The sequence below is a fragment of the Terrimonas rubra genome (assembly GCF_042686025.1).
GTDB classification, from domain to species: domain Bacteria; phylum Bacteroidota; class Bacteroidia; order Chitinophagales; family Chitinophagaceae; genus Terrimonas; species Terrimonas rubra.
In genome coordinates, this window is sequence record NZ_JBHUOZ010000001.1 from 69,500 (window position 1) to 83,913 (window position 14,414).

Consider the following 14,414-nt stretch of genomic DNA (forward strand, 5'->3'; position numbering starts at 1 on the left):
GCCTTATGTTTAAAAGTATAATCTTTGCAACGCAATACAGGCCTAATTAATGCCTGTACTAACTATCCCATTCATGAACACAGTACGAAAAATAATCAACGACCCGGTTTATGGTTTTATCACCATTGACCATCCGCTGATCCTGCAGATCATATCACACCCTTATTACCAGCGCCTGCGCAATATTCACCAGATGGCTTTTGCCTACCTGGTATACCCCGGGGCGGTACACTCCCGTTTACACCATTCGCTGGGTGCCTACCATCTAATGTGTACGGCACTGGCCGAGATAAAAGGCAAGGGCATTGAAATAACCCCCGAAGAGGAACTGGGCGCCAAACTGGCTATTTTATTGCATGATATTGGCCATGGCCCTTTTTCACATGCGCTGGAAAGCGAGGTAATTGCGGGTGTACACCATGAAACCCTGTCGCTCCTGTTCATGGAGCGGTTGAACCAGGAGTTTAACGGGGCCCTGGATACCGCCATTGCTATTTTCACCAATAAACACCCCAAATACTTCCTGCACCAGCTTATTTCGGGGCAGCTGGATATGGACCGGCTGGATTACCTGATCAGGGACAGCTTTTTTACGGGGGTGGCCGAAGGCGTGGTGGGTTATGACCGCATTATTAAAATGCTGACGGTTAAAGATAACCAGCTGATGGTGGAAGAAAAAGGCATTTACTCCATAGAGAAATTCCTGGTATCCCGCCGCCTGATGTATGTCCAGGTATACCTGCACAAAACGGTGATCGGTGCCGAGATGATGCTGATCAAAGTGATCCGCCGGGCAAAGGAACTCATTGCAGGCGGAGTAACCCTAATGGCCGCCTCACCCGCTTTTAACTTTTTTTTACACCAGCCGCCGGGCAGCATTTTCACGCCTGACCAGCTGGATACCTTCTGCCAGCTGGACGATCACGATATTATGACCAGTGTAAAGAACTGGATGGCCCATCCGGACAAAATATTATCGCTGCTTTGCCGTTCTATCACTGAACGTAAGCTGTACAAAACCACCCTGCAGAACGAGCCGTTTTCCCATGCTACGGTGGCCGAAAAAACCCTGTCCCTGGCCACATCATTAGGGCTGACAGCGCAAGAAACAGGGTATTTTGTATTTACCGGCGAAGCCAGCATTACCACCTATAATGTGGATGACGAACGGATCAATATTTTATTTAAAAACGGGGCGGTAAAGGATATTTCGCAGGTGGATAATGCACTTATAAGCAGGAATATAGAAAGCACGATCAAAAAATATTACATTTGCTATTGGAGACACTAAACCTTTAAACCGGTTTGACCATGCTCTATCTTAATTAAGAAAAACATGACATTTAACGCTGCGCAAATTGCTGCGATCATAAACGGTAAAGTAGAAGGCGACAATAATGCCGCTGTAAGTTCATTTGGTAAAATTGAGGAAGCTACTGCCGGCCAGTTAAGCTTTTTAGCCAACCCCAAGTACGAAGATTATATTTACGATACCAAGGCAAGCATCATCATTATCAATGAATCACTGGTATTAAAACAGGTGGTTAGCCCCACCCTGATCCGTGTTCCGGATGCCTATACCGCTTTTGCTGCTTTACTGACCAAGTACCAGGAAATGATGCAGCAGCAACTGAATGGTATTGAGGAGCCCAGTTTTATTGCAAAATCGTCTACCTACGGCGAAAATGTATATATCGGCGCCTTTGCCTATATCGGTGAAAAATCGAAGATCGGTAACAATACCAAAATATATCCCGGCAGTTATATCGGCAATAATGTAACCATTGGTGATAACACAGTAATACACCCTGGTGTAAAAATTTATAACGACTGCGTGATCGGCAACCATGTTTCCATTCATGCCGGCACCGTAATAGGCAGCGATGGTTTTGGCTTTGCGCCCCAGGCAGACGGCAGTTTTAAAAAAGTACCCCAGCTGGGTAATGTGGTGATACAGGATTATGTGGAAGTGGGTGCCAATGCCACTATTGACCGGGCAACCATCGGTTCTACTTTAATTAAATCGGGCGCCAAGCTGGATAACCTGATACAGATTGCCCATAATGTGGAAGTAGGCCACAGCACCGTTATTGCGGCACAGGCCGGTGTAAGCGGCAGTACCAAATTAGGCAACGGGGTAATGATCGGCGGCCAGGCAGGGATTGTAGGTCATATTCATTTGGGCGATGGCGCTAAAGTAAATGCCCAGAGCGGTGTAAGTAAATCGGTAGAAGCAGGTAAAGCCGTAACAGGTTCACCGGCTTATGACTATACATCGGCATTACGCAGCCAGGCAGTTAACCGCCGTTTACCCGACCTGGAGAAAAAGATTAAAGAGCTGGAAACCTTATTGAAACAAGCATTGGCCGAGAAAGTATAATATGCCGGTAGGTTAAATATGTTGGAAGAGAGGGTAAACACTAATTACCCTCTTTTTTTGTGTCAATCTTAATCTCCCGGAGTTCTCCCATTGGAGGAGGTGGTAAAATAAAATCGTTGTCTTGTATAGTTTTAATGATACTTTTTGCATCCTTTATTTTTTCCGATGTTACATATTTAGCGGATAATACTATGGCAGAGGGAGATCTTTTGTTTAAGACATATTCAGCCTGGCCCAAAAGCAATATTTGCTTTTTATTTTTTTGATAAAATGTTTTTACAATAGTAACAGTTCCGTCTTCATTATTTTTCGAATTAGTTTCTCTTTCAACTTTTTCAGTATTAATAAGCTTATTTATTTTTGTTATATCACTGGCAAATTTTTTATGTGTGGGGAAAATTCCGGATAATCTCTTTTTTTCCTCAAGTGACGAAGCATTCAAACGGTCCAATATGTCAAAAACAGCATTTTCTCCCTCTATAATGTAACTCTCTGCATAGATATCTTTAATACTTCTATAGAAATAATCAGTAATCGACTTACAATCAGCAAGAAGAGTGATTCCACTAATCTTCATGAGTATATTTTTATCGGCAAGCATATTAAGAGAAACTGACTGGGCCACTTTTTGCATAAAAGTATTATCATTTGCCATTGTATTCGTGCATTTCTGAACCAGCTCACTAAACTCTTGTTCCTTTATTCCGTCGGTACCATGTTGTTTAAAACAGTCGCAATAGTATTGTGTAGTTAATGCAGCATATTTTCTTACATTTTGTTCAGCCGCATTAACTTCTTCTGGCAGTAAAACATTTATAACATAGTAATATAAACTATCATAAAAAACGCCGGCGATTTTTCTATAGGATAGCTTTGTTCTTAATTCCTCCTCTTTAATTGCATCACCCAGTTGTTGATTACTTTTATTAAAAAATAGTTCAAAAGTCATCATAAATTCATTCACCGGGTCGCCGGTGTTTTTATCGGTTTGGTAATACTTTACTATAGAATTTTTCAGAGCCGGCAATTGTTTTTTGCCAATTTGTGCATACGTATTAAGGGTACTGATAATTACTAAAGCGCAAAGCAGTATTTTTTTTCTCATCTAGGTATTATTATTAAGGTTGGTTCTGAACGTTGAATAGCTGCACAATATATTTATGAAGTTGTTTACAAGCAAGGATTAATTATAAATAACTCAGCCACCATTTTTGTTTATTGGCTTGTTTATACCGGTCGTAACGATAGCAAGGATAGTACATAGCCACAACAATCCCAATCCATATAAGATACACTACCGGTAATGAAAAGCCGAAATTTACCGGCCTGAACAGGAAGGGGCTGTTGGGGTCCGCAACCGGTGCGCCAGGTGTAAGGATAAAAAATAACAGCATACATACTATATGGATCAACAAAAAGTGGAACACGTAGTAAAAGAAAGGTACCCGCCCGTAAACGGTAACATAACGGGTAAACCTGTTTTCCTTTGTTTCAAAAAAGGCAAGCACCAACAAACCTATACCCAGTGTCAGGCAACTGAATTGTAGAGAAACCGGGTACTTGGTTACATTTAAAAAAGAGAGCAGCGTATACACGCCGTTTTTTTGTGGCTCCCACGGAGACGGATCGCCATATACATTTATAACCCTTAACAATACAAAAAGAAGCAAAAGACCAAAACCAGTAGCTATTAAAAATCTTTCCCGCTGCAAAGCAGTCACTTCTGTCCTGTAAAGATAACCCATCGCATATCCCAGCAACATGATGCCCGTCCAGGGTAATACAGCATAACTGCTCACTGCCAGGTGTGAACTGCCAATGGGTAATATGGTTCTTGAGCCGGTGACCAGGGCTTCCACAATAAAACCGGCTGTACCGGTGAATGCCGGCAGGTGGTCAAAAATATTATGACCAAAAAACAGTACTAATCCAATGCCCAGTATCCATTTATACGATAGCCTGATCAGAAGTCCCAAAACGATCATACTCCAGCCGATGGCCCACAATACCAGCAGGAAGATAATATTATAGGAAAGGTTGAACGTAAGTATAAAAGACATGACCACTATCTCCACGATAATTAACCAAAGACCACGTTTTATTAAAAAAGCGCTCATTTGTGTTTTGGTCTTATTACGGCTGCTGATAAAGGCCGATAAGCCTGAGAGAAAAACGAATATAGGTGCACAGAAATGCGTGATCCAGCGGGTAAAGAACAATGCCGGTGTAGTGGTGGCTAAATCAACAGGATTACCGGTAAGCGCATCAATGTGGAAATAATCCCGTACATGGTCCAGCGCCATAATGACCATGATAAGCCCCCGCAATATATCAATAGCCGCAAACCTTTTAGTAGTTACAGGCATAAGCCGTTTTTCAGCAATTTACCCTTAAATAATTAAACCATTGCGTATTAGCCGGTACTAACCTTCGCCTACTTTAACGCTAAACCTTATCTTTGCCCGGCTAATAATATAAACATGAGTGTACGATTTAATCCAGATAAGCAGCATACTTTAAAGTCAGCAGTAAGTATTTCAGGTACCGGTTTACATACCGGCATCCTGGTGGACCTTACCCTGAACCCCGCCAGTCCCGGTTTTGGGTTCCAGTTCCAGCGTATAGACCTTCCTAATCAGCCCATTATAAAAGCTGATTGCGACCTGGTAACTGATACCAGCCGTGGCACCACCCTGGAAGCCAACGGCGCCAAAGTAAGCACTGTGGAACATGTACTGGCCGCACTGGTAGGCATGGGTGTGGATAACTGTTTAATTGAGGTGAACGGACCGGAAATGCCTATTATGGACGGCAGCTCCTGGCCTTTTGTGGAACTGATTGAAGAAGCCGGTGTACTGGAACAGGATGCCGCTAAAATATGGTATACTATTGATGAGAATATTTTTCATACCGACGAGAATAAAAGAGTAGAGATGGTAATTATGCCCGCCGTGGAATACCAGATAACTACCCTGATTGATTTTAACTCGCCGGTACTGGGTACACAGCATGCGCAACTGAAGACCATGAAGGATTTTAAGGACGAGATATCGCACAGCCGCACTTTTGTGTTTTTACATGAGCTGGAGATGTTATTACAGCATAACCTGATAAAAGGCGGTGATGTAAATAATGCCATTGTTATTGTAGATAAGGCAGTAGGTGAAGAAGAGATGGAGCGCCTGCGCCAGACCTTTAAGAAAGATAATATCGAAGTAAAAAGCGAAGGCTACCTGAATAACCTGGAATTACGTTTCCCCAACGAGCCCGCCCGTCATAAACTGTTAGATATTGTTGGCGACCTGGCCCTGATAGGCTACCCGGTTAAAGGACGCATTATTGCCAACAGGCCCGGCCACAGCAGTAATGTTGCTTTTGCCAAAAAGATAAAACAGCATATTAAGAAGAACAGGCATACCAAGGACGTACCGGTGTACGACCCTAACCAGCCGCCTATTTACGATCACCAGTATATTGCCAAAACCTTACCGCACCGCTACCCTTTTGCGCTGGTGGATAAGGTAATTGAATTAACGGATACCAAGATCATAGGCGTAAAGAATGTAACTTTTAATGAATGGTTTTTCCCGGGCCATTTTCCTGATAACCCGGTAATGCCCGGCGTATTACAGATTGAAGCGCTGGCGCAATGCGGCGGTATTTTAGCCATTAATTTAAGCGGCGACGGACAGTACGACACTTATTTCCTGAAAATTGACAACTGTAAGTTTAAACAGATGGTAAAACCCGGTGATACCATGTTGTTAAAAATGGAACTGATGGCGCCTATACGCCGCGGTATTTGTGAAATGAAAGGTACGGTATATGTAGGCGGCAAGGTGGCTACCGAAGCCGACCTGGTAGCGCAGATTGTAAAAAGATAATAACAGCTAATTTCAGAACAGATATTAAACCGCTTCGGCGGTTTTTTGATGCCCTTATTTCAGCTCAAGCCAGGGTTCGTGTCTCACGAACCATTTTAAGCCACAGCGGTACACAGAGCTGTTTCACAGAGGTACGCGGAGTAATACGATACCTATCCCCCTTTTCGAGTTCTGATTCCTTTAACGCTGTGTAGATAAAGCCCTGGTTCGTGAGACACAAACCAGGGCTTACCACAAAGACATAATGAGGGATTATACAGAGGTCACAAAATAAAAATGGGCAATACTAAATTTCTCCGGGCTATTTTAGTGGTGAAGTTCAAAGGCTGCCCGATTGCAGTGAAAAGCCCGGAGCCTGACGCAGGAGGGCGAGGACTTGTAACGAAAAGCGGGGACTGCTGCTGATTGTTGTTCCTGCTGCCGGGAGCCCCTAAAACAAGTACAAAAACGGCATTTTATCCCCTTAAAAAGCTGGATAACGTGGGTAAAAAAGGTTTGGAGAAAACCCTGTAACCGCGGGTATTTTCGTAAATTTGTAAGTATTTATTTTTTCCGGATTTAAAACGAAGGATCACTTCATTTATGAGCACAGAAACGACTGAAAAAAACATCCCGGCGCCAAGCGGCGGTTATGGCGCAGATAGTATTCAGGTATTGGAAGGATTGGAGGCTGTAAGGAAACGTCCGGCCATGTATATTGGCGATATTGGCGTTAAAGGTTTACACCACCTGGTATATGAGGTGGTTGACAACTCGATTGACGAAGCCCTGGCCGGTTATTGTAAAAATATTGAAGTAACCATTCACGAGGATAATTCCATCTCGGTTCAGGATGATGGCCGTGGTATTCCTACCGGTATTAACAGCAAAGAAAAAAAATCGGCACTGGAAATTGTAATGACCGTATTACATGCCGGTGGTAAGTTTGATAAAGACACTTACAAGGTATCGGGCGGTTTGCACGGTGTGGGTGTGAGTTGCGTAAACGCACTGAGTACCCTGCTGCATGTAACCGTACAACGTGAAGGAAAGATATTTGAACAGGAATATAAGATTGGTATTCCCCAGTATGATGTACGTGAAATTGGCACCAGCGAGAAAACCGGTACCCGGGTACATTTCTGGCCCGATGGCAGCATTTTTACCTCTACCACCTATAACAAAGAGATCCTGGAAGGCCGTTTACGTGAGTTGGCCTTTTTGAACCGTGGTGTACGTATTATACTGAATGACGTACGTGAGAAGAACGAAGACGGCACCGATTACAGCGTTACTTTTTACAGCGAAGGCGGTATTACCGAGTTTGTGGAACTGCTGGATAAAAATGCAGGCAGGCAGGCGCTGATCCCCAATATTATTTCGGTGGAAGGCCGTGATGAGAACACCAATGTGGCCGTAGAAGTAGCCCTGACCTATAACGACAGCTATAACGAACATATTTACTCGTACGTAAACAATATCAACACCATTGAAGGTGGTACACACGTATCGGGCTTCAGAAGAGCTTTAACCCGTGTGTTTAAAAGCTACGGCGATAAGAACGGCTTGTTTGAAAAAGCCAAAGTAGAGATTGAGGGCGATGACTTCCGTGAAGGATTGAGCGCCATTATTTCGGTAAAAGTACCGGAGCCACAGTTTGAAGGACAGACCAAGACCAAGCTGGGTAACAGCGAGGTAATGGGTGTGGTAGACAGTACGGTGAGTAAGGTACTGGACGCCTTTTTGGAAGAGAACCCCAAGGAAGCAAAGAATATTGTTGCCAAAGTAATATTAGCGGCCCAGGCCCGTGCAGCGGCACGTAAGGCCAGGGAGCTGGTACAACGTAAATCGGTACTGACGGGCGGCGGCTTACCCGGTAAGCTGGCTGACTGCTCGGACCGTGACCCTGAAAGATGCGAGTTATACCTGGTGGAAGGTGACTCGGCCGGTGGTACTGCCAAGCAGGGCCGCGACCGTAGTTTCCAGGCTATTTTACCCTTGCGTGGTAAGATATTGAACGTGGAGAAAGCCATGGAGCATAAGATATATGAGAACGAGGAGATCAGGAATATGTATACCGCCCTAGGTGTAACGGTAGGAACACCCGAAGACCCCAAAGAGCTGAACCTGGCCAAACTGCGTTATCATAAGCTGATCATTATGACCGATGCCGACGTGGACGGTAGCCACATTGCCACCTTGATACTCACCTTTATTTTCCGTTACATGAAGGCCCTGGTAGAACAGGGTTATGTATACCTGGCCCAGCCGCCTTTGTACCTGGTTAAAAAAGGAAAGGAACAGGCTTATGCCTATAACGAAGAGCAGCGTAAAGCTTTGATTGAAAAACTGGGTGGCGGTAAAGAAGATTCAGTAACCATACAGCGTTATAAAGGTTTAGGTGAGATGAACGCCGAACAGCTTTGGGATACGACCATGGACCCTGAAAAAAGAACCCTGAAACAAGTGACCATTGAAAGCGCTGCCGAGGCCGACAGGATATTCAGCATGCTGATGGGCGACGAAGTAGGCCCCCGCAGGGAGTTTATTGAAAGTCACGCCAAGTACGCTAAACTTGACATTTAATATATAAAACTTTGTTTTTAAACACTTTAAGCAAGGTTTTATTCGTTCACTAATATGTACAAAACTTTTGGGTGGCCAAAACCCTGAATTTTTGTAACTTCAATTAAATAATTTAAAAATTTGAGTCATGGCAGAAGTAACATTAACAGCGTATAACGTAAAAACCAAAGAGAAAGGAGTACCTATCCAGGAGGCAGTGATCACTAAAACTGCCAGGGGTGCATATATGGCGCAGGGTCATGACGGAAAAGGTAATAAGCTTACCACGTTATTGGGTGAAGAAAAAGCACTTGCCGCCATTAAAGCCGGTATTGCCAAACAAGGTTGGTAATTTTTTTACTACATATTTTTTATGAAAGCAGCCCCAGGGCTGCTTTTTTAGTAATAGTACGGCTTATAACTACTCCCGGGAATTATTTTATTGCCCTCTTCCGGATATTAACTTCCACTTTAGTCGTTTTCCGGGTTTCCCCGATATATATTTGCGCCGAAAAATTTTAATCATTAAACATCAACATTACATGAAGCGTCACCTCTTCATTGCTGCACTGGCTTGCAGCGGCCTCAGCGTATCGGCACAGGACCTGCCGGGTTTCAGAACCAGTAATTATAACGGTGTAACCGGTATTTTCAGCAACCCTGCCAATGCAGCCCAGAATAATTATAAATGGGATGTTAACCTGTTTGGTATTGGCGTAGGTGTGGGTAATAATAATGCATCTTTCGGCTTAAAGAATATCGGTGAGCTGGTAAAAGATGATTCGCTGATGAACCAGTTCATCGGCACCAGGGGCAGATCGACCAACGCCTTACTTGGGGTTGATATAAAAGCACTGTCAGTATTGATAGGGCTGGATAAAAAAAGCGGCCTGGCCTTAACCACCCGCGGACGTATGTTACTGAATGCCACCGACCTGGACGGCACCTTAGGCAAACAAATTATTGACGGCAATTCCGGCGATGGTATCACGTTTCCGTATACCATTAACTCTGATAAAAATATGCGGGTTACGGCCAATGCCTGGTCGGAAATAGGATTAACCTATGGGCGTGTATTGCTGGATAAGGGCGATCATTTTATTAAAGCCGGTGTAACGGCCAAGTACCTGGCAGGTGTAGCCAATGCTTATGTAAACGTGAACCGTTTACAAGGCACCCTCACCCAGAACCCGGTAACGGATGAAGTGTATTTATCCAATGCCAGCGGAGGCCTGGAGATAGGTACAGGCGGCATTTCCCTTGACGATTTTGACGTGGCAGCATTAACCTCATTTAAAAGCAGTGGCTTTGGCGCCGACCTGGGCCTGGTATACGAGTGGAGACCGGGTTATGAAGCGGGTACTGAAACTGCCGGCAATAAATATAAACTACGCGTTGGCGTATCTGTACAGGATATCGGCAGTATTAAGTATAAAAAAGACATGGCCAATTCAGGCGGTTATACCATTGATATCAGCGGCGTGGAAGCCCTGAACCTGAATGAACTGGGCGAACAGCCTATTGATGATATCAAGGATTATTTAGACAGTAAACCACAGTTTTTTACACCCCTGTCCAGCACCGGCAGTAATTATAAAGTAAGCCTGCCCACTATGCTGAACCTGGACGTGGACTACCTTATTCTTGAAAACCTGTATGTAAATGCAGCAGCACATATTAACCTGGTAGCTACCGATAAGAAGTTTTTTAATACAAATTATTATAACTCCTTTTCCGTAACACCCCGTTATGAAACAAGGAAACTGGGTGTATTTTTACCCCTTAATTACAGCGCACTGACCAGTTTTAATGCCGGTGTGGCTTTTCGTTTAGGGCCGGTTTACCTGGGATCGGGCAGCGTGTTGACAGCATTGTTTAATTCATCCAAACAAGCCGATGTATTTTTAGGTGTCCGTTTTGGCGGCTTAAGATAACTGATCTTTTTATTGATAAAGCGGCTGCTCTTTTGAGTAGCCGCTTTTTTTATTCATGTTCCCTGGGCGTAACCGATCTGTTAAGCCAGGCATTGTTCAATGCTTCAAAAGCTGCCAGGTCATCCGCTGTAAAGGTTTTATTGGTAAGTGCTTTTAAATCGGGCTGTCCTGCATTTACCCAGGCCGTGTACCAGAAGCTGGCCACAGCATAAATACTTTGCCGCATGCGCCGTTCCACCATACCTTTCATACAGGCATCGTAAGCAGTTGTATAGGCCGTGGAATATTGTTTGATAACCACACCATTTCTTTCCTCAAATGCATATTTCTGATCAGCGGGAAATTCAAGGGAAAGCTCTTTTTCAAAACGCAGTACCGTATCTACCGCTGCGGCGCTTTCCAACACCCTGGCCCAGATAAACTGACCGGGGTTATGAATATAATCGGCTTTACCGATAAAAAAATCCCAGTTTTTTTCGGCAAACAGTTCAGGCACGCAGCTTTCCCAGAAACCATGAATACCTTTCTGACCGGTATACTGGCCGTTATGATTTTTGGTGGCATGCAGGGGCACATGTGCATCGGCAATATAGTGGCCTAACTCGGCGGCATATTTCAATACCCTGGCTTGATTTTTATCTTTAAAAGCCTGTGTAAGCCTGCCCAGCATGGTTTGTACCCACCAGGGTACAATGCCGTATTGCTGCAGGCTATCCTCCCCGTATTTTTGAACGGCCTGTTGCCAGCCACGTGGCAGTGAGTCGTAAGGGTATACACCATAATGATCAATATCGATATAGTGCCGGGGCGCTTCGGCAGTAATAGCATAGCGGCGTTTGTCCGGGTCCACCGCATGTTCCTTTAAAAATGAGATCTGGGGCTTAAATAATACCAGCATATCGGCCGGCAGCAGGAAAACGGCATATTCGTTAATGAGCCGGTGGCCAAAAAAGCCCCAGCTATGGACCTGGTTGTAATAACAACATAAGCCCCATAAGAGGATGATCTTTTTCATAAGCAGGAGGTGTTTAGGTTATTACCGTAATTTACAAAATACCGGTGATTGTGCTATACTCCTGTTATCCTCAATAAATGATAAACTTATTTAATACGCCCGGGATTTTTTTTGATAAAATCCTCCCAGCCACCGAAGCCTTTTTTTAGCTGCCCGACTACTGAGTTTAACTGGTAGTGATGACACATGGCTACGGCCAGAGCATCCGTAGCATCGAAGTATTGCGGCTGTTCTTTAATGGCTAACAGTTGTTGCAGCATTTTCCATACCTGTTCCTTATCGGCATTACCATTGCCGGTGATGGCCTGTTTTACTTTACGGGGTGAGTATTCGGTTACGGCCAGTCCTGCACGCATGGCTGCTGCAATGGCCACTCCCTGGGCACGGCCCAGTTTCAACATACTCTGTACGTTCTTCCCAAAGAAGGGGGCTTCGATCGCAAATTCTGTAGGCTTGAAATTATTGATCAGTTCTTCAATTTTATTATGGATCAGGTGCAGGCGTTCGTAATTATCTTTTTTAGCACTCAGTTTCAGTGCATGCATTTCCAGGGGCTTTATTTTGCCGCCTTTGATTTCAATGATACTATAACCCATTAACAGTGTGCCGGGGTCAACGCCTAATATGATGGTTGCAGGTGTACGCAATGACTATAATTAAGGGTCAAAAGTAGTCAGATAAATTGAGAATATGCTGATGGGATAATATGCCGGTGTGCTAATGAAAAACAAGCGATGATAATAACAATGCGGTTGCCGAAACGTACCTTCTCTTTACAGAACAAAAACGGTGAGAAAAAATCTCACCGTTATCAAATTATTTCTTTTTAATCAGGGAGGTTAAGGGATGTCGCAGGTTTTCAAAACTCATCATATCTATTTTTACCTTACCCACCACAATAGGGCTTTCAATACGCACTGGTACGTGGTTGGCATCGTCAGTTACCCATACGGTCATGTTCTCGCCGCCTTCAAAGATGGTGCCTTTAATAAGCATAGGCTTGAATTTAATGGCTTTGAATTTACCGTAACGGGTGGTCACTGTTTCCTTGCCTAAATAACGGATATACATATTGTACACTTCGTTATCCAGGAACATGGAGAAGGCAATTTTATCGTTGGGACGCAGAATGGAGAAATCAATATTCCGGGCATAGAAAACCGAACTTACCACATCCTGCACACAGGCCGGTACTTTAAACACCCCATCATTGGTGATAGCCGTATTGGCTGTTTTATTAAAAGTTACCAGCTGGTATTTTTTATGATTACCCTCATGCACATTGCGCACAAATTTCATGGCCTGCATGGTGGTGGTATCAATATAGGTTTCGTATTTATCACGCACTTTAAATATCCAGTCGTAGGAGTCATTGGTTTTACCCTCACCCACAATATGGTACACCGGTTTACCATTTAAGGTTTCCAGCGTATTGGTAAAAGTGGCAATGCCTGCGTTTACATATACCCCGGCTACATTGTAGTAAACGGTAAACGAAACTTTTTCACCGGCCTTGAATGCTACATTTTTAATTGTACAGGCATCGTTGGTATAGGTTTTACCCTCGTCCGAAGCAATGCCCAGTACCATGAGTAATAAAAACGGAGCAGCAAAAAATTTAGTTTTTTTCATTTCTATTATTAAACACTTTTTTTACACTTAATATCAGCAAACTGCCTGCCAATGCCGGGATAACCAGGTTAATTAACCAAATACTTATGGTTGTGAGGGTTATTCCCAGGCCATTGGCGCTGAAAATTCCTATCAGTTTAAGGCTGATCTCCCCTTTTAGGCCCAGGTCGGTAAACAAGGCAATAGTAGGTACCACGGCCATTACCAGGAACATGAGACTTACACTTATCCAGGCCTCGTGAAACCCGATGGTTACCCCGAAGAACCGGAACAGTAAATAGTACTGTAATATAAATACTAAAAACCGTATTACAGATAATGACAGTAAGCTAAACAGTATAGTTGCATTAAAGTTTTCCAGGGCATTGATAAGCCAGGTAAATTTTTTAATGGCGGGTATCTGGTCTATCCGCTTCACCAGCCACGACAGCCTGAAATAAAATAAAGTTAAAATTACCAGTACCATACATACCCCGCTGGCAATCATTTTGATCCACAGTGGTGACAGAATATGCTGCTGTGCCAGCACATCGGCCATGAATAATAAACCCACCAGGCCCATTAGCAGGGTGACCATTACCTGGCTGATACTGCCCACCACTGTCAGGGATACAGCTTTGAGCTTATTGCCCTCGTTCATATACAGGATACGGCCCAGGTATTCGCCCACCCTGTAAGGCGTACTGATAGATACGGAAACCCCGGATAAAATAGCTTTGAAAGCCGTTTGAAAACTCACTTCCTGCACCGGCTTTACCGATATACGCCATTTAACCGCTTCTATACCCCAGTTAAGGAGCATCAGCGCCACCGCACCAATGACCAGCCATATTTTTTTACTGTTAAAGGAGTCCAGTATCTGTTGCCAGGCCAGTTCAATATCAGGCTGACGGGAAATTTGTGTGTAAATAAACCAGATAAGCCAGCAGAATAACAGGGGACCTAAAAAGTACCTGATGAATAGATTGATGTATCGTTTGTATTGCCCGGTTATTTGCATGGTTATGAGTACAAAGAAACTGGTT

At 43.9% G+C, this 14,414-nt stretch carries 12 protein-coding genes; 6 read left to right on the forward strand and 6 right to left on the reverse strand.

Going from position 1 to position 14,414, the window contains the following annotated elements:
* Positions 1 to 73: 73 nt before the first annotated feature.
* Together ACFS6H_RS00320 and lpxD are read left to right on the forward strand one after the other, a co-directional pair.
* Positions 74 to 1,291: an HD domain-containing protein gene (locus ACFS6H_RS00320; RefSeq protein ID WP_386093689.1), complete on the forward strand. Its 1,218-nt coding sequence runs from the start codon at positions 74 to 76 to the stop codon at positions 1,289 to 1,291.
* A 45-nt stretch (positions 1,292 to 1,336) separates the two neighbouring features.
* A complete protein-coding gene (gene lpxD, locus ACFS6H_RS00325) occupies positions 1,337 to 2,380 on the forward strand; it encodes a UDP-3-O-(3-hydroxymyristoyl)glucosamine N-acyltransferase (RefSeq protein WP_386093692.1) in 1,044 nt (347 codons plus the stop codon).
* A 40-nt stretch (positions 2,381 to 2,420) separates the two neighbouring features.
* Here lpxD and ACFS6H_RS00330 read toward each other — a convergent pair whose 3' ends face one another.
* Together ACFS6H_RS00330 and ACFS6H_RS00335 are read right to left on the reverse strand one after the other, a co-directional pair.
* The gene (locus ACFS6H_RS00330; RefSeq protein ID WP_386093695.1) at positions 2,421 to 3,485 is read right to left on the reverse strand and encodes a hypothetical protein; all 1,065 of its coding nucleotides are present in this window, start codon (positions 3,483 to 3,485) and stop codon (positions 2,421 to 2,423) included.
* A gap of 82 nt (positions 3,486 to 3,567) precedes the next feature.
* Complete coding sequence (locus ACFS6H_RS00335; protein ID WP_386093698.1) at positions 3,568 to 4,746, reverse strand: DUF1624 domain-containing protein; 1,179 nt, start codon at positions 4,744 to 4,746, stop codon at positions 3,568 to 3,570.
* A gap of 114 nt (positions 4,747 to 4,860) precedes the next feature.
* On the opposite strand from ACFS6H_RS00335, the gene ACFS6H_RS00340 reads away from it, so the two are divergent.
* From ACFS6H_RS00340 to ACFS6H_RS00355, 4 genes are all read left to right on the forward strand, one after another.
* Complete coding sequence (locus ACFS6H_RS00340; RefSeq protein ID WP_386093701.1) at positions 4,861 to 6,264, forward strand: bifunctional UDP-3-O-[3-hydroxymyristoyl] N-acetylglucosamine deacetylase/3-hydroxyacyl-ACP dehydratase; 1,404 nt, start codon at positions 4,861 to 4,863, stop codon at positions 6,262 to 6,264.
* Between the two features lie 582 nt (positions 6,265 to 6,846).
* Complete coding sequence (gene gyrB, locus ACFS6H_RS00345) at positions 6,847 to 8,829, forward strand: DNA topoisomerase (ATP-hydrolyzing) subunit B (protein WP_386093704.1); 1,983 nt, start codon at positions 6,847 to 6,849, stop codon at positions 8,827 to 8,829.
* Between the two features lie 127 nt (positions 8,830 to 8,956).
* The gene (locus tag ACFS6H_RS00350; RefSeq protein ID WP_386093707.1) at positions 8,957 to 9,160 is read left to right on the forward strand and encodes a hypothetical protein; all 204 of its coding nucleotides are present in this window, start codon (positions 8,957 to 8,959) and stop codon (positions 9,158 to 9,160) included.
* A 190-nt stretch (positions 9,161 to 9,350) separates the two neighbouring features.
* Entirely contained in the window at positions 9,351 to 10,742 is a 1,392-nt protein-coding gene (locus ACFS6H_RS00355; protein ID WP_386093709.1) for a DUF5723 family protein, read from the forward strand.
* 49 nt (positions 10,743 to 10,791) lie between these two features.
* On the opposite strand, the gene ACFS6H_RS00360 is transcribed toward ACFS6H_RS00355, so the two are convergent.
* The 4 genes from ACFS6H_RS00360 to ACFS6H_RS00375 all read right to left on the reverse strand — a co-directional run bounded on the left by ACFS6H_RS00360 (position 10,792) and on the right by ACFS6H_RS00375 (position 14,389).
* Positions 10,792 to 11,757, reverse strand: coding sequence for a zinc dependent phospholipase C family protein (locus ACFS6H_RS00360; RefSeq protein WP_386093712.1), 966 nt, complete (start codon positions 11,755 to 11,757; stop codon positions 10,792 to 10,794).
* A gap of 86 nt (positions 11,758 to 11,843) precedes the next feature.
* A complete protein-coding gene (gene ruvC / locus ACFS6H_RS00365; protein WP_386093714.1) occupies positions 11,844 to 12,404 on the reverse strand; it encodes a crossover junction endodeoxyribonuclease RuvC in 561 nt (186 codons plus the stop codon).
* A gap of 169 nt (positions 12,405 to 12,573) precedes the next feature.
* Positions 12,574 to 13,389 carry a DUF3108 domain-containing protein gene (locus tag ACFS6H_RS00370; RefSeq protein ID WP_386093717.1) on the reverse strand — a complete coding sequence of 272 codons (816 nt, stop codon included), beginning with the start codon at positions 13,387 to 13,389 and terminating at the stop codon, positions 12,574 to 12,576.
* The gene (locus ACFS6H_RS00375) at positions 13,376 to 14,389 is read right to left on the reverse strand and encodes a lysylphosphatidylglycerol synthase domain-containing protein (protein WP_386093720.1); all 1,014 of its coding nucleotides are present in this window, start codon (positions 14,387 to 14,389) and stop codon (positions 13,376 to 13,378) included. The genes ACFS6H_RS00370 and ACFS6H_RS00375 overlap by 14 nt, the downstream gene beginning before the upstream one ends.
* Positions 14,390 to 14,414: the final 25 nt, after the last annotated feature.

What these genes read in the sequence shown, in the direction of transcription:
- ACFS6H_RS00320 (WP_386093689.1), top strand. Translation starts at nt 74, where the DNA reads ATGAACACAGTACGAAAAATAATCAACGACCCGGTTTATGGTTTTATC.
- lpxD (WP_386093692.1), top strand. Translation starts at nt 1,337, where the DNA reads ATGACATTTAACGCTGCGCAAATTGCTGCGATCATAAACGGTAAAGTA.
- ACFS6H_RS00330 (WP_386093695.1), bottom strand. Translation starts at nt 3,485, where the DNA reads ATGAGAAAAAAAATACTGCTTTGCGCTTTAGTAATTATCAGTACCCTT.
- ACFS6H_RS00335 (WP_386093698.1), bottom strand. Translation starts at nt 4,746, where the DNA reads ATGCCTGTAACTACTAAAAGGTTTGCGGCTATTGATATATTGCGGGGG.
- ACFS6H_RS00340 (WP_386093701.1), top strand. Translation starts at nt 4,861, where the DNA reads ATGAGTGTACGATTTAATCCAGATAAGCAGCATACTTTAAAGTCAGCA.
- gyrB (WP_386093704.1), top strand. Translation starts at nt 6,847, where the DNA reads ATGAGCACAGAAACGACTGAAAAAAACATCCCGGCGCCAAGCGGCGGT.
- ACFS6H_RS00350 (WP_386093707.1), top strand. Translation starts at nt 8,957, where the DNA reads ATGGCAGAAGTAACATTAACAGCGTATAACGTAAAAACCAAAGAGAAA.
- ACFS6H_RS00355 (WP_386093709.1), top strand. Translation starts at nt 9,351, where the DNA reads ATGAAGCGTCACCTCTTCATTGCTGCACTGGCTTGCAGCGGCCTCAGC.
- ACFS6H_RS00360 (WP_386093712.1), bottom strand. Translation starts at nt 11,757, where the DNA reads ATGAAAAAGATCATCCTCTTATGGGGCTTATGTTGTTATTACAACCAG.
- ACFS6H_RS00370 (WP_386093717.1), bottom strand. Translation starts at nt 13,389, where the DNA reads ATGAAAAAAACTAAATTTTTTGCTGCTCCGTTTTTATTACTCATGGTA.
- ACFS6H_RS00375 (WP_386093720.1), bottom strand. Translation starts at nt 14,389, where the DNA reads ATGCAAATAACCGGGCAATACAAACGATACATCAATCTATTCATCAGG.